The following is a 14,315-nucleotide window of genomic DNA, read 5'->3' as shown; positions in this document are numbered from 1 at the left end:
GCGGCGACGAGGCGCCCGGCGCGGTCCAGGACGGGCGCGGCGACGCAGCTGAGGCCGGGGCGGCTCTCCTCGTCGTCGTACGCGATGCCCTCGCGGCGGACGCGGTCGAGTTCGGCGCGCAGGGCGGTGGGGTCGGCGAGGGTGTGCGGGGTGAAGCGGTGCAGCGGGGCCGAGAGCGTCTGGGCGGCGGCTTCCGCGTCGTACGCGAGCATGACCTTGCCGACCGCCGTCGCGTGCGCCGGGAGCCGGCCGCCGACCCGGGAGGGGACGGGGGCGGGGCGGTGGCCGTAGAGCTTGGCGAGGTAGACGACGTCCGTGCCGTGCAGGACGGCGAGGTGCGCGGTGTGCCGGGTGAGTTCGTAGAGGTCCGTGAGGTGCGGGAGGAGGAGGTCGTGGACGTGGTCGTGGTCGGGGGCGTAGACCGAGCGGCCGAGCTGGTGCAGGCGCTCACCGAGGCGGTAGTCGGTGCCGACGCGCTCCACGACGCCGTTGCGCTCCAGCGAGCCCAGCAGCCGGAACGCGGTCGACTTGCTCAACTGCGCCCGGCGGGCGAGTTCACTCACTCCGACGCCGCTGCTGCCCCGGTCACCGAAGGCGGTGAGGAGGCTGATGGCCTTGTCGACGGCGGCCCTGTCGTCGCGGACCTCGGGAGCGGTGGTCATGCGTTTCACCTCGGCTTCGAGGGATGGCGTCAATTTCATTGCACCATTCGGAAAGCTTTACGTGACAAGCATGGGCAGGCGGCCTCCCGTCCGTCAACATTGACACCATGCACATTAAAAGTGACGACCAGCATCACGAGAACGAGCTCGTCGCGCGCAATGTCCGCCGTTTCCGCCTGGAGCGGGCGATGTCGCTCGGGGAACTGGCCCGCCGTTCCGGACTGTCGAAGCAGACGCTGTCCAAGATCGAGCAGGGCTCCGGCAACCCGACCGTCGAGACCCTCTCCCTCCTGGGCTCCGCCCTCGACGTCCCGGCCCGCAGACTCCTCACCGAGTGGGGCACCCCCGTCTACGTCCAGCGCCACGACGAGGGCGAGTGGAACACCACCGGGAACTGGTCGGAGCGGCTCCTGGACGAGGTGTACGGCTCCGGGTACGTCCGTACCCTCGTCCTGCGCCTGGAGCGTGCGGCGGGCCGGCCCGAGCCGATCGCCGCGCACGCGCCGGGCACCCTCCACCACGTCTACGTCATCACCGGCAAGCTCCGCACCGGCCCGCTCACCGAGCCGGTCGACCTGGCCGCCGGGGACTTCGCGCGCTTCCCCGGCGACATCCCGCACCAGCACGTCTGCCTGAGCGACCGGGTCGTCGCGCACATGGTGACGACGCTGCCGCAGGTCCGGCAGATCAGCGCGACGGTGATCAAAGGGGGGACGACGGCCTGAGGCTCACCCCAGTCCCGACAGCCGCCACACCTGGTTCCGCTTGTTCGCCAGCGCGCTCGCCGCGTCGCACGTCCACTGGTGGACGACCGCACTCGCCGCGGTGGACACGCCGGTCACGTCGACGCACTTCCCGCTGTGCACGGCGACCAGTTGGCGGTCCTTCGCGTTGCCGAGCGCGCTCACGGGGTTCAGCGTGAACATCTGGTCCGTGCCCCCGTCGCAGGCGTCCTGCTGGACGGCCGCCCCGTCGGCGGTCGACGCGTTGGCCACACCGAGGCACTTGCCGCTCAGCTGGTTGACCATGGTGTAGGTGTCGGCGCGTCCGGCGACCGGCTTCAGGTCCAGCATCTGCTGGAACCCGCCCTCGCAGGGGAACTGCCGGTACTGCGTGCCGTCGGCGGTGGAGAGGTTCGTGTCGTCGAGGCACTGCCCGCTGTGCTGGACGACGGCGACGGTCGACACGGTCGTGTTCGACGGCGGCAGCAGGGTGACGGTGTAGCCGTCGGCCGCGTCGGTCCACGGCACCCGCACGGACGCCGAATTGCCGCTGATGGTGAGCTGCTGGTCCGAGACGGTGACGGGCCCGGTGACCGCGCCGCCCCCGTTGTTCGGGACGCGCTGGACGACCGCCCGTACGCGCCCGTTCTCGACGACGGACGTGGTGTCGAGGCGGCCCAGACTCACGGTGACGTTTCCGGTGTTGCCGTTGCTGCCGAGCAGGATCTTCGCGTCGCGGGCGGTGTTGTCCTTGGTGGCGACCGCGTCGGTGTTGGTGCCGGGCGTGACCTTCACGATGTTGCCGGTCTGCGAGCCGTAGAACCGGTACAGGAACCACTCCCCCAGCGGCAGGTACTGGCTCCCCGACTTGGTGAGCAGCCGCGCGGCGAAGTCGTGCAGGTTCGCGCCGCCCGCCCAGTTGGCGCGCAGTCCGTCCGCGCCGGCGCGCTCCAGACGGGAGATGTACCAGCCGCCGCGTCCGGGGTTCTGCTCGTTGCTCGCGGCGTACTCGTTGACCTGGAACGGGCGGGACGTCGTCATCCCGCGGGCCGACAGCTTGGCCCGCAGGGAGTTGCCGTCGGCGACCGGGTCGCCGGGGAGGTTGTGCCAGCTGTAGATGTCCGGCTGGACGTTGTTGGCCTTCACGTAGTCGAGGTAGGTGTTCCACCAGGTGTTGCCCGGGTCCGGGTGGCCGCAGGTGCTCGCGCCGACGATGACGGCACCGGGGATCGCCGTCCGGATCTTCTGGTAGGCGCGTTTCCACATCTCCAGGTACTGGGGCTGGCCGGAGCCCCAGAAGAACGAGCAGTCGGGTTCGTTCCAGATGTCCCACTGCATGTCGGTGGCGCCGGCGGCCTTCACGTCGGCGAGGAGGCGGGCGTAGAAGGCGTCGAAGTCGGACCAGTTGCCGCCGTCGCCGGGGAAGCGGGGGGTGGTGGTGCCGTCGGCTCCCCAGATGTCGTGCGGGAGGATGACGAAGGTGCCGCCGAGGGACTTGGTGCGGCGGTACTGGGCGATGGTGGAGTTCCAGCGACGGTCGTACTTCCCGGCCGCCCACCCGCCGGGGCGGTCGAGCTGGGCGCCGCCGGCCCGCTCGAACTTCCACTTGAGGTCCTTGTAGAAGTGGTCCGGCGGGAGGGTGCCGTTCTCGGTCATGCCGTAGAGGGTGCCGGAGGCGTGGTAGGTGGGGGCGGCGCCGGCGGTGGCGAAGTCGACGGTGAGGGTGGTGTCGGCGGAGTGGGCGGAGGTGGTGGGAAGCGCGAGGGCGAGGAGGGTGGCTAATGCGGTTGCGAGCAGGGATGTGCGGGGCACGTGCATGGCGGGGCTCCTTGTCTCGTCGGGCGTTGCCATGTGCGAGTTGCGTGACGTGTGCATGACATATGCGGGTGAACCGTCAAGTCGGGTGCGTACGGCGGCAGTTCGGTCAGGCGGGGCCCGTGCTGGCCCGCAGCGAGATCGGCGGGGTCAGGAGGTGGTGGCGGGCGGGGGCGTCCGGGGTGCCGAGGCGTTCGATGAGCAGGTCCACCGCCAGCCGGCCCATGTGCGCGGCCGGTACGTCGGCCGCCGTGAGCTGCGGGGTCACGGTCTCGGCCCAGCGGGCGGCCACGACGCCGGTGAGGGAGAAGTCGCGCGGGACGTGCCGGCCGGCGTGCGCGAGCCCTCGGTACAGGCCGCCGAGCGCGGCTTCGTTGAGGGTGACGAGCGCGGTGGTCGCCGGGTCGTCGTACAGGATCCGCTCCAGGCACGCCTCGCCGGAGGCCGCGTCGTCGCCGCAGCAGTACGAGCGGACGGTCAGGCCGCGTTCGGCGGCGGCCTTCGTGAAGCCCTCCAGGCCCCGGTGGGCCGACTCGTAGCCGGAGCGCAGGAGGCGTTCGGGGCGGTTGACGAGGGCGATCCGGCGGTGGCCGAGGTCGGCGAGGTGGTGCACGCAGGCCGCCGCCAGGGTCGCGTGGTCCAGCGCCACCCACCAGTCGCCCGCCGAGCGGGCGGTGCGGCCGATGGTGACGGCGGGGAAGCCGAGGGCGGCCAGGTGGTCGACGCGGTCGTCCGCCAGCTTGATCTCCATGAGGATCGCGCCGTCCACGCGCCGCTCCCCCAGCAGCCGTTGGAAGGAGCGGTCGCTGTCGACGCCGCTCGGGGAGAGGAGGACGTCGTGGTCGTGGGCCGCCGCCGCTTCGACGACGCTGCCGATGAAATCGAGCTGCATGCCGGTGTAGTGGTCACCGGCGGGCGGGAACGCGAGGCCGATCGTGCTGGTGCGGCCGTTGGCGAGGGCTCGGGCGCTGGCGTTGGGGCGGTAGCCGAGCTCGTCGATGACCCGCTGGACCTTGCGGCGGGTGTCCTCCGACACCGGGCGCTTGCCGCTGAGCGCGTACGAGACGGTGCTCCGGGAGACACCGGCCCGCCGCGCGATCTCACCGATGTTCACGGGCACTCCTTCGACGTCGAACCGGTTCGCGTGAGGGAAGTTAGGAGCGCCCGGGGCACCTGTCAATGCCTCCCGCACGAACCCTCGAACCGGTTCGCCCGTTTTTCTACCGCCCGGCGGAGGCGTCGTACGGCCGCAGGACCATGAGCCCGTCCTCCGGGGCCGCCACCATCGCGAAGGGGAACCGGTCGAGTTCGAGACAGAGCCGGACGTCGTCGGGGTGGACCCCTTTGCGTATCCGCTCGGTCAGTTCGGCGGCTGCGCGTGACTCGGCGGCCCGGCGGAGGTACTCGGCGGGATCGGTCCCGGGATCCACGGCTCTCCGCGCGATGTACTGCGCGCACGCCAGGTCCTCGTCCGCCCGGCCGTCCTCGCCGGTGACCACGAACGTCACACTGTCACCGCCCCGCGTCCGCAGCACCCTCGCCGTCGCCTCGGCGACCACGAAGCTCGCGCACAGCACCAGCGACGCGCCCCTGACCGCCAGGGCGCCGACCGTGCCGGCCGTGGTCTTCTGCACGACCGTCCGGTCGGCGAGGTCGGCGGTCCGCAGCATCCCCGGCGAGTTCACCGCGTCGAACCCCGGCGCGGGCGGGCCGTCCTTGAGCGCCGTCCAGTCCGGGTGCCGTGCCTTCAGCTCCAGGGCCTCGTCCAGCGATCCGGCGAGCACGATCTTCTCCGCGCCCCTCTCGAAGGCCCAGGCCGCGACTGTGTAAGCCCGCATGACGTCGATCACGACCGCCACGGACGGAGGTCGGGTGACTTCACCGATACCGAGGAAACGTGTGTCCATCCGACTATGATCACGCCGGCGTGAGCGCCGCGGGGTGGATCATGGCCGTGTGGACAAGCCGACGAAGAAGGAATCTCCGGTTGAACGGCCAGGCTGCGAGCCGGAGTTCTCCCCGTACCAGCAGGCGATGCGCGAACGGCTCCTCGCCGCTCCCGTCGTGCCGGCGCCCGAGCCCTGGAGGCGCGTCGCCTACACGCCGGTCGGCGGGCTGCTCGGGATCGGTTTCGCGGTGCGTCCGGACACCGGGGACGACTTGGTGATGGTCGTCTCGAACGACGGTCATGGCCTCTTCGACGCCGTCACGGGGGAGAAGATCGCCCGCGATCCCGAGGGCGACTTTCCCGACTCGGACCCCGATCTCACGTGTCCGGGCCTGGGGCCGGTCGCCGGACACAGAGTGCACATCGCCGGTCTCTTCGGCGGAGGACTGCACACCGGCGCCTCAGGCGGTTGGGCCCTGCAAGTCGTGGCCCCGGCCTGGCCCAACGAGCGCGTCCTGCTCTCCCGTGGCAGCGGACTGCCCCACTCCGGTCCGCACGGTGAGCGGTGGTGGCACCTCTTCCACTCGAACTACTCCGAACTGCGGGCTGCCGGATTCTCGCCCTCGGGGCGGACGCTCGCCGTGGCGACGAGCAGTGATCTTTCGCTGTGGATCCGCGAGAGCTGAAGAGGGGTCGGCCCTCAGCATCCCCGGGGAGTTCACGGCGCTGTGTGCGGGGCGCTTCGTCGCGCCGTTCTCGTTCCGGCGGATGACGCGGATCAGGCTGTCGTTCCTGTGGCTCATGCACCGCAGCAACTGGGCCCGGAAGTCCGGTCAGGAACGGGTACTCGCGGTGCGGATCGGTCGGCGGGGCTGGGCGGAGGCGCTGTCGAAAGCGGTGCTGGCGACCTCGGACTCGTGCTCGTCCCGAGGGGGTGACGGCGTCAGGCCGCGTTCCTCCCCTTCCCTCCGAGGGAGAGCACGGACGACAACGGCGCCCCGTTGTTCCAGGAGCCGAACAGGTCCCGGTCGAGGGCGATGATGTTGTGCCTGAGGGCGAGGTCGCGGGCGTGGACGCTGTAGCCGCAGGTGGCGACGAACAGGGCGACGTCCGCGTGGTGTTCGGCGAAGGCCATTCCGACGAACTTCTGCATGTCGCCGCTGGGGACCTTGCGGTGGGGTGCGTAGTGCTTGACCTGGACGACGAGGTGGCGGCCGTCGGGGAGGCGGGCGACGACGTCGGCGGCGAGGTCGCCCGCGCCGCCGACCACACGGACTCCGGTGCAGCCGTCGCGGCGGCACAGTTCGGCGACGTACTGTTCGAAGTCCTGCCAGGTCATGGCGTCGACGGCGGCCATGGACCGCTCCAGGGCGATCCGCCGCTCCCGGCCCCGCCAGGCGAGATCACCGAGGCGTTCGCGCCGGTGCGCACGCCACAGGTACCAGCCGCCGGTACCGGCTCCGGCCGTGCCGACGAGTCCGAGGAACACCCAGGGGAACTGCCACACGAGGAACAGGCAGACGGCGAGCGCACCGCCGGCCAGCCGCACGTTCCTGCGCCGGACCTTCTTCGACCGCCGTCTCGCCATCGCCCCGCCCCCGTTCACACTGGTCCGTCCGCCAGTGTGGATGCGTGGAGCGGCGGGGCCAAGAGCGTGTTCTCGGCCATGGACGTGGTGGGGTGGCGCGGTGCCGTCCGCAGGTGACCGGGCTGATCGGCTCGGCGGGCGTCGCGCGGCGGCCGAGGCGTCGGAGCGGGTGCGCATGGTGGTCGACGCGTTCGGGCCGGGTGAGCCGGTCCGCGCGACCCCGTACGGTCGTCACGGACCCGCGTACCTGGTACATCGGCCACTTCGGCGCGCGGCGCAGGCGGCGCCCGGACCCCGTGGACGGACGTCCCGCACCGGCCTCCTGTACCTGCCGCTCATCCTCCCGGCGGTGCTCGTGAGGCGGGTCGGTACCCTCGGCTGAGGACGGCCGGGGGTGCCGAGGGACGCGGAGGCGCTGGTGGGAGTGCGGGAGCGGATCGCGGCGGAGTTGGCGGCGACCATGCACGGCGGGGATCTGAGGCTGGAGCGGTATGCGGGGCCGGCCGGTGATCCCGGGTTGTTCGGGATCGCGCCGGGGGATCCGGTGTGGCGGGTGCACGGGCATGCCACCGGGATGCTGACGGGCGGGTTCTCCGCGCTGATGCTCCAGTCGCTGCATCCGCTGGCCATGGCGGGAGTCGACCAGCACTCCGACTTCCGTGCGGATCCGGTCGGGCGGCTGAACGGGACCGTCCGGTTCGTCACGACGACCACCTTCGGCTCGTCGGACGCCTCCCGCGAGGTCATCGGCCTCGTCCGCCGCATCCACACGAAGGTGAACGGCACCGCCCCCGACGGCCGCCCCTACCGCGCGGACGACCCCGACCTCCTCACCTGGGTCCACACCGCCGAGGTGCGCAGCTTCCTCGCGGGCCACCAGACGTACGCGCCCCGGCCGCAGCGGCTGACCCCGGCGGAGTGCGACGCCTACTACCGTCAAGTGGCGCCCATAGCCGAGGCGTTGGGCGCCCGGAACGTCCCGCGCACAACCCTCGAAGTGGCCGACTTCCTGGCCCGGGTCCGCCCCGAACTCCACGCCACCCGCGCCGCGTTCGACTCCGTCCGGTTCCTGCGCCGCTTCGGCCGCACCCGCCGCGAACGCCTGGCCGTCCGTCGCCTCACCAACGCCTCCATCGGCCTCCTCCCCGCCTGGGCCCGCACCGAACTCTCCCTCCACCGCCCGGCGTTCGTCCGCACCACCTGGGACCGCCCCCTCGCCACAGCCGTCGGCCGCACCATCGAGTGGGGCCTCGGCCCTTCCCAGATCCAGGCCGCCGCACGGGAGCGGCTCGCCTCCGGCTGAATACGACCGGTTCGGACGACGACGCCCCCTCCCGCATGCCTCACCCGGGGCTAGCGTGCGGTCAGTGCCGCCTGTTCCCCCAGGAATCGGGCCAGTTCGTCCGGGGCCGAGTAGAACGGCGAGTGGTCGCAGGGGAGTTCGAGGCGGGTGCAGGCGTGGGCGGCGCAGGTGCGTTGGGCTTCGGGGCGGACGGTGTGGTCCTCGGCGCAGATGACGTAGGCGCTCGGGACGGAGAGCCAGGCGGGGTCTCGGAGCGGTGTGTCGGGGACTCGGCTGCGCATGGGGCGCCAGCGGGCCGCCGCCCGCTGCGCGTACACGGCCGGTGTGCCGGAGTAGAGGATCTCGCGGGCTCCGGGGAGCAGGGTGAGCGTGCCGTCGGCCGTCTCCTTCAGCACCTCGTGGAAGCCGGGGGCGTTCCAGTGGGGTGTCAGGGCGGCCGGGGACTCGTCGGGGCGGGGCATGCGGGCGGCGATGTAGACGAGGCGGTCGGCGGCGTGGCCGGCGGCGGAGACGGGGAGGCCGCCGTAGCTGTGGGCGACGAGGAGGACGGGGCCGTGCCGGGCCGCCGCGTGGACGGCGTCCCGGACCGTGTCGGTGTCGTCGGCGTAGGACGTCAGGGGGAGGTCGATGGCCTCGGTGCGGAAGGGCAGGCGTGTTCTGACCTCGTCCCAGCACCAGGCGCCGTGGTGGGCGCCGTGGACGAGGAGGACGGTGGGGGGCCGGGTCACCGGGGGTCCCAGGGGTCGGGGGCGACGGGGCGGTTGTTGAGGTCGACGGAGAGGAAGATGTCGTTCGCGACGGGGTGGCGCATCTCCTCGGCGAGCTGGCCGATGAGGCCGGCGGTGCGGGCGAGGAGGGCGAAGCCGCGCAGGAGGGGGATGGGGAGGTCGAGGTCGGCGAGGGCGGCGCCGCAGACGCCGGCGCCGTTCAACGGGAGGGTTTTACCGAGGACTTGGGGGTGCGTTCGGCCGATCGCGGCGAAGAGGGCGAGGTGGGGGCCGAACTGCCCTTCTTCCTTTGCGATCTGCATGAGGCGGGGTGTGCGGGGGTCGCCGTCCTTGTGGACGTGGTGCCCGAGACCGGGAACGAAGCGTCCGGCCGCCTTCTGCGTGCGGACGGTGTCGAGTGCGAGCGCGTCCCACTCCGGTTCGCTCTGCGGGAGCGGGCCCTGGTGGCGTTCGAGGATGTCGTGCAGGAAGGTCCCGGTGTCCTCGGTGACGCCGAGGAAGCGTGAGCCGCCGCCCAACAGCCCTGCGGCGAGGGCGCCTTGGACGGAGTCGGGGGCGGAGAGGTAGGTGAGGCGGGTGACGATCGCGGTCGGGGTGAAGCCGTGGTCGGCGAGGGCGGCGAGGACCGCCTCGAAGACGCGGACCTGTCCGGGGGTGGGGCGGCGCTGGGTGGCGAGGCGGTAGGCGAGTTCCCCGAAGCCGACGGTGCCCATGATGTCGGCGGCGAGGTCGTCGCCGAGGAGGGTGATGGCGGTGCGGGAGGAGGCGCCGAGGGCGGTGGGGTACGAGGGGTCCACAGGGGTGGCGCCCCCGGAGGACTTGCCGGTCATGTCATCCGACCCCCGCGACACCGACGCTTCCGAACCCGACGCCTCCGACACCGACGTCCCCTCCCTCTGCTCAGCCACGCCCCTCCCCCTCTCCAGGCCCCGCCAGCCACTTCCGCAACTCCGGCCCGTGTTCGTCCAGTTCCGGCGGCGGCAGTTCATACCGCGCCGGTGTCGCCGAGAACCCGATGGGATGCCGGGCCATCGGGACGGCCCGCTCCCCCTCCCCCACCTCCACCACCGGATCGAGCCCGAACCGCTCGGCCGCCGCGAACCCCCCGTCGATGGTGTTGATGGGCGCGGCCGGCACCCCGGCGGCGACGAGGGCCTCGAACCACTCACCGGCGCCCCGTGTCGCGAGCCGCTCCACCAGCAGGGGACGGAGTTCCTCGCGGCGGGCGGTGCGGTCCTTGTTGTGGGCGAAGCGGGGGTCGTCGGCGGTCTCGGGGATGCCGAGGACCTCGCACAGGCGCCGGAACTGGCCGTCGTTGGCGGCGGCGACGATGAGGTCGCGGTCGGCGGTGGGGAACGGCTCGTAGGGGAAGACGCTGGGGTGGGCGTTGCCCATCCGGTAGGGCACGGTGTCGCCGGCGACGTACGCGGAGCTGTGGTTGACCAGGCCGGACAGGGCCGAGGAGAGGAGGTTGACCTCGACATGCTGGCCCAGGCCGGTGGCGTCGCGGTGGCGCAGGGCGGCGAGGATGCCGATGACCGCGTGGTTGCCGGCCATCACGTCGAACACGGAGATCCCGGCGCGGAACGGCTCCCCCTCGGGGTCGCCGGTGAGGCTCATGAGGCCGGAGATCGCCTGGACCATCAGGTCGTACCCGGGAACGTGGGAGCCCGCGCCGGGGCCGAACCCGGTGATCGAGGCGTACACGACACCGGGGTTCGCGGCGCTGACGGCGTCGAAGTCGAGGCCGTACTTCGCGAGGGCGCCCGGCTTGAAGTTCTCGATCATGACGTCCGCGCGCCGCGCGAGTTCACGGGCCGCCTCGGCGTCGCCCTCAGCACGCAGGTCGAGCGCGAGGGAGCGTTTGCCCCGGTTGACGCCGAGGTAGTACGTGGACGTCCCGCCCCTGGTCGGCGGCATCCAGCTGCGGGTCTCGTCCCCGGCGGGCGCCTCGACCTTGACGACCTCGGCGCCGAGGTCGGCGAGCAGCATGGTCGCGTACGGGCCCGCCAGCACCCGGGAGAAGTCGGCGACCAGCAGCCCGGACAGCGGGCCGCCTCTCGGCCCCGACGGTGTGGGCATCTCCATGGAACCATCCCTCCGACCGCACAGCGGACATCTGTCCGCCGACTTGGGATTGTGGCACGCGGGAGCCTTCCGGGGCGAGACCCCCGGACGATCAGCGCAGGACCCCCTGCTGATCGACGCAAGACCCGCGCACCGATCGGGGCAAGCCCTCCGCCGGCCGGCGCGAGACCGCCGGCCCCGCTCCCGCAGGGATCAGCCCGAGACGGCCACCACCGCGCGCGGAACGGCCGTCAGGCGCGCGAACTCGGCGCTGATCTCCCCCGCCGTCTGGAGCAGCAGCGGCAGATGCCGCTCCCGCAGTTCCGCGAGCGACGTCTCCGCCGCGTGGGCGTTGACGTTGACGGCGGCGACCACCCGCCCCTCGCCGTCCCGCAGGGGCACCGCGACGGAGCGGATGCCGAGGGCCAGGTCCTCGTCGGCGAGCGCCCACCCCTGCGCGCGCACCTCGCGCAGCACGGCGTCCCGTTCCTCGGCGTCCGGCCGCCACAGCGGGGTGAGGCCGGAGCGGGTGGGTTCCGCGAGCGTCCGTTCCAGCGCGGCCGGCTCCAGCGCGGCGAGCAGCACCTTGCCGAGGGAGGTCTGGAGGGCGGGGAAGCGGGTGCCGATCTGCACGGCGAGCGTGACGATCTTCGGGACGGCGACCCGGGCGACGTACACGATGTCACCGCCGTCGAGCTGGGCGATCGAGCAGGACTCGCAGGTGCGGGCCACCAGGCGCTCCATGTGGGGGCGGGCGACGTCCCACAGGCCGAGGGAGCCGACGTACGCCATGCCGAGGTCCAGGACGCGCGGGGTGAGGGCATATCCCCGGTCGTCGGCGCGGACGTAGCCCAGCTCCTCCAGGGTCAGGAGGATGCGGCGCGCGGTCGGACGGGCGAGGCCGGTCGCCGTCGCCGTCTCGGACAGAGACATCACCGGCCGTCCCGGGGCGAAGGCGGTGATCACCTCCAGCCCGCGCGCCAGCGCTTCGATGAAATCCGGCCCGGTGCCCGTACGCGGCATCTGCTGCGCCTCTCCTTCGACTGACGGGCGTCCAGATTACGCCGCCCGTCCGCGTCCCGGTCCACCCTCCGCAGCGGGCCGTGCGGCCTCGGTAGTCACCCCTTCCGGAGGGTTGACGACCGGGGTCACGCGTACCAGTGTTGCGAGAAGTGACCGCACAGCGGACAGGCGTCCGCCAATGCCGGTCCGAACTCACCGGGAACCCCAGAAGGAGAGTCGAACATGACTCAGCCCTCCACCGACGCCTCGTCCCTCCCGTCGCGCCTGCACCACAACGCCTATGTCACCCAGGACCAGGAGGCGACCCGCGCCTTCTACGAGGACGTCATCGGCCTGCCGCTGATCGCGACCTGGAAGGAGTCCGACGAGCTGTTCGGCGCGGTCCGCACCTACTGCCACACCTTCTACGGCCTCGGCGACGGCAGCGCGCTGGCCTTCTTCCAGTTCGCCGACCCCGAGGACCAGAAGCGGTTCGGCCCCGAGATGCCGCACTCGCCGTTCCAGCACATCGCCCTGAAGGTCACCGAAAGTGTGCAGGACGCGATCGCCGGACGCCTGAGGGAGGCCGGCTGGCGGCCCGACGAGACGTACGTCCTGGAGCACGGCTACTGCCGCTCCCTCTACACCAGCGACCCCAACGGCCTCCTCCTGGAGTTCACCCTCGACGCGCCGGGCATCGAGGAGTCCGACGCGCAGCGCCGCCGCACCGCCCGCGCGGAGCTGGCGTCCTGGCTGAGCGGGGAGCACACCAGCAACAACACGTACCGCTGAGCCGGATCACCTCGCCGCCGGGTAGTCGACGTATCCGGCGGCCCCGCCCGTGTAGTACGTGCCGGGGTCGGCGGCGGACAGCGGCTGCCCGAGGGCGAACCGGGTCACGAGGTCGGGGTTGGCGATGAACGCGGTGCCGAAGGAGACCGCGTCGGCGGCGTCGGCCGTGAGGGCGGCGTTCGCGGAGTCGGGGCCGAAGCCGTTGTTGGCGATCAGGGGGCCGTGGAACCGCTTGCGGTAGCGGGTGAAGTCGTCCGTCGCCGGGGTCGCGCGGTCGCGTCCGCGCAGGTGCAGGTAGCCGACGGGCCCGCCGTCGAGCCGCTCCACCAGCGTGTCGAAGTCGGCGAGCGTGTCGTCGTCCGCGAGGAACCAGTCGCCCGACGTCCAGTACGGGGAGAGTCGGACGCCCACGCGACGGCCGTCCCAGGCGGCCGCGACCGCGTCGACGACGTCGAGGAGCAGGCGGTGGCGGTCCGTGCCGTAGGCGTCGGTGCGGTGGTTGAGGAGCGGGTTGAGGAACTGCGGGAGCAGGAAGGAGCCGACGGCCTGGATCTCGACGCCGTCGAACCCGGCGCGGCGGGCGTTCCCGGCGGCCTTCCCGTAGTCGGCGACCGTCGCCGCGATGTCGGCGGCGGTCATCTCCCGGGGTGTGACGGTCTCCTTGAACCCGCCGGGCGTGAAGGACCGCTCGTTCGGATTGACGGCGGACGGCCCGGCCGGGGTCCGGCCGCCGAGGTGGTCGGGGTGCGAGGCCGCGCCGGTGTGCCAGAGCTGGAGGACGATGCGCCCGCCGAGGGCGTGGACGACGTCGGTGACGCGCCGCCAGCCGGCGATCTGCTCCTCGGTGTAGATGCCGGGGACGGCGGTGAACCCGATGGCCTGTTCGCTGATCCAGGTCCCCTCGGTGACGATCAGCCCGGCGCCGGCGCGCTGGGCGTAGTAGGCGGTGTGCAGGTCGGTCGGGACGAGCCCGTCGTCGGTCGCGCGGGCCCGGGTGACCGGGGCCATCACCACCCGGTTGGGCAGGCGGAGGTCCCCGAGGTCGAGGGGGCGGAGGATCGGCTGGTCGAGCATGGGGTGTGTCTCCTCATATGCGGGTCGCGGTCACGTCGGCCCGGTCGCGTTCGTCATGGTGGTGACGGAGTGCGGCGGAGAAAGGTGACCGATGGACGAGCAGGACCGGCTGGCGGAACGGTTCGAGGCACAGCGCGGGCCGCTGCGGGCGGTGGCGTACCGGATGCTCGGCTCGCTCGGGGAGGCGGAGGACGCCGTCCAGGAGACGTGGCTGCGGCTGTGCCGTACCGATGTGAGTGACGTCGGGAACCTGGCGGGCTGGCTGCGTACGGTCTGCTCGCGGGTGTGCCTGGACCTGCTGCGGTCGCGGGCCGCGCGTCGGGAGGAGCCGGTCGGGCAGCGCGTTCCGGACCGTGCCGGGGGTGAGGCGGGCGGGCCCGAGGACGAGGCGCTGCTCGCGGAGTCGGTCGGCCGGGCGCTGCTCGTCGTCCTCGACCGGCTCGCCCCCGCCGAGCGGGTCGCGTTCGTCCTGCACGACGCCTTCGCCGTGCCGTTCGACGAGATCGCGCCGATCGTGGAGCGCTCGCCGGTCACCGCGAAGAAGCTCGCCAGCCGCGCCCGCCACAAGGTGCGCGGCACTCCGGTGGTCCCGCCCGCCGACCTCGCCCGTCAGCGGCACGTCGTCGGCGCGTTCCTCGCGGCGTCGCGCGGCGGTGACCTGGAGGCGCTGCTCG

15 protein-coding genes and 1 pseudogene are annotated in these 14,315 nt (G+C 72.4%); 6 read left to right on the top strand and 10 right to left on the bottom strand.

Annotation, left to right across the window (positions count from 1 at the left end):
• Nucleotides 1-662, bottom strand: a 662-nt coding sequence (locus ACVNF4_RS21895) for an IclR family transcriptional regulator (protein WP_461804560.1), incomplete at its 3' end; no start/stop codon positions are given.
• Nucleotides 663-769: 107 nt separating this feature from the next.
• Here ACVNF4_RS21895 and ACVNF4_RS21890 point away from each other — a divergent pair.
• A complete protein-coding gene (locus ACVNF4_RS21890) occupies nt 770-1,387 on the top strand; it encodes a helix-turn-helix domain-containing protein (protein ID WP_461804559.1) in 618 nt (205 codons plus the stop codon).
• A gap of 3 nt (nt 1,388-1,390) precedes the next feature.
• Here the strand turns inward: ACVNF4_RS21890 and ACVNF4_RS21885 are convergent, their stop codons facing one another.
• From ACVNF4_RS21885 to ACVNF4_RS21875, 3 genes are all read right to left on the bottom strand, one after another.
• Nucleotides 1,391-3,202 (bottom strand): RICIN domain-containing protein, encoded by a 1,812-nt coding sequence (locus tag ACVNF4_RS21885; protein WP_461804558.1) that lies wholly within the window; start codon nt 3,200-3,202, stop codon nt 1,391-1,393.
• 106 nt (nt 3,203-3,308) lie between these two features.
• A complete protein-coding gene (locus ACVNF4_RS21880; protein ID WP_461804557.1) occupies nt 3,309-4,313 on the bottom strand; it encodes a LacI family DNA-binding transcriptional regulator in 1,005 nt (334 codons plus the stop codon).
• 106 nt (nt 4,314-4,419) lie between these two features.
• Nucleotides 4,420-5,106 (bottom strand): 2-phosphosulfolactate phosphatase, encoded by a 687-nt coding sequence (locus ACVNF4_RS21875; RefSeq protein WP_461804556.1) that lies wholly within the window; start codon nt 5,104-5,106, stop codon nt 4,420-4,422.
• A 49-nt stretch (nt 5,107-5,155) separates the two neighbouring features.
• On the opposite strand from ACVNF4_RS21875, the gene ACVNF4_RS21870 reads away from it, so the two are divergent.
• Both ACVNF4_RS21870 and ACVNF4_RS21865 read left to right on the top strand, forming a co-directional pair.
• Nucleotides 5,156-5,773 (top strand): hypothetical protein, encoded by a 618-nt coding sequence (locus tag ACVNF4_RS21870; protein WP_461804555.1) that lies wholly within the window; start codon nt 5,156-5,158, stop codon nt 5,771-5,773.
• Nucleotides 5,774-5,810: 37 nt separating this feature from the next.
• Nucleotides 5,811-5,999: pseudogene (locus tag ACVNF4_RS21865) on the top strand (DUF4291 family protein); the annotation flags it as partial.
• Nucleotides 6,000-6,030: 31 nt separating this feature from the next.
• Here ACVNF4_RS21865 and ACVNF4_RS21860 read toward each other — a convergent pair.
• Complete coding sequence (locus ACVNF4_RS21860) at nt 6,031-6,675, bottom strand: restriction endonuclease (RefSeq protein WP_461804554.1); 645 nt, start codon at nt 6,673-6,675, stop codon at nt 6,031-6,033.
• Nucleotides 6,676-7,069: 394 nt separating this feature from the next.
• Between ACVNF4_RS21860 and ACVNF4_RS21855 the strand changes: the two genes are divergently transcribed.
• Nucleotides 7,070-7,978, top strand: coding sequence for an oxygenase MpaB family protein (locus ACVNF4_RS21855; RefSeq protein WP_461804553.1), 909 nt, complete (start codon nt 7,070-7,072; stop codon nt 7,976-7,978).
• A 50-nt stretch (nt 7,979-8,028) separates the two neighbouring features.
• On the opposite strand, the gene ACVNF4_RS21850 is transcribed toward ACVNF4_RS21855, so the two are convergent.
• The 4 genes from ACVNF4_RS21850 to ACVNF4_RS21835 all read right to left on the bottom strand — a co-directional run bounded on the left by ACVNF4_RS21850 (nt 8,029) and on the right by ACVNF4_RS21835 (nt 11,796).
• Complete coding sequence (locus ACVNF4_RS21850; protein WP_461804552.1) at nt 8,029-8,706, bottom strand: alpha/beta fold hydrolase; 678 nt, start codon at nt 8,704-8,706, stop codon at nt 8,029-8,031.
• Nucleotides 8,703-9,536 (bottom strand): citryl-CoA lyase, encoded by an 834-nt coding sequence (locus ACVNF4_RS21845; RefSeq protein ID WP_461804561.1) that lies wholly within the window; start codon nt 9,534-9,536, stop codon nt 8,703-8,705. Before ACVNF4_RS21845 ends, ACVNF4_RS21850 begins: the two co-directional genes overlap by 4 nt.
• Before the next feature lie 70 nt (nt 9,537-9,606).
• Nucleotides 9,607-10,794 carry a CaiB/BaiF CoA transferase family protein gene (locus ACVNF4_RS21840; protein ID WP_461804551.1) on the bottom strand — a complete coding sequence of 396 codons (1,188 nt, stop codon included), beginning with the start codon at nt 10,792-10,794 and terminating at the stop codon, nt 9,607-9,609.
• A 192-nt stretch (nt 10,795-10,986) separates the two neighbouring features.
• Nucleotides 10,987-11,796, bottom strand: a complete 810-nt coding sequence (locus ACVNF4_RS21835; protein ID WP_461804550.1) for an IclR family transcriptional regulator domain-containing protein — start codon at nt 11,794-11,796, stop codon at nt 10,987-10,989.
• 222 nt (nt 11,797-12,018) lie between these two features.
• Between ACVNF4_RS21835 and ACVNF4_RS21830 the strand changes: the two genes are divergently transcribed.
• Nucleotides 12,019-12,567 (top strand): VOC family protein, encoded by a 549-nt coding sequence (locus tag ACVNF4_RS21830; protein WP_461804549.1) that lies wholly within the window; start codon nt 12,019-12,021, stop codon nt 12,565-12,567.
• Nucleotides 12,568-12,573: 6 nt separating this feature from the next.
• Here ACVNF4_RS21830 and ACVNF4_RS21825 read toward each other — a convergent pair whose 3' ends face one another.
• A complete protein-coding gene (locus ACVNF4_RS21825; RefSeq protein ID WP_461804548.1) occupies nt 12,574-13,641 on the bottom strand; it encodes an alkene reductase in 1,068 nt (355 codons plus the stop codon).
• 91 nt (nt 13,642-13,732) lie between these two features.
• Here ACVNF4_RS21825 and ACVNF4_RS21820 point away from each other — a divergent pair.
• Nucleotides 13,733-14,315, top strand: a 583-nt coding sequence (locus ACVNF4_RS21820) for a sigma-70 family RNA polymerase sigma factor (protein WP_461804547.1), incomplete at its 3' end; no start/stop codon positions are given.

It is taken from the genome of Streptomyces sp. S6 (assembly GCF_054880855.1).
The sequence above is the reverse complement of the archived record's forward strand: the minus strand, read 5'-3'. Positions and strand labels throughout refer to the sequence as shown.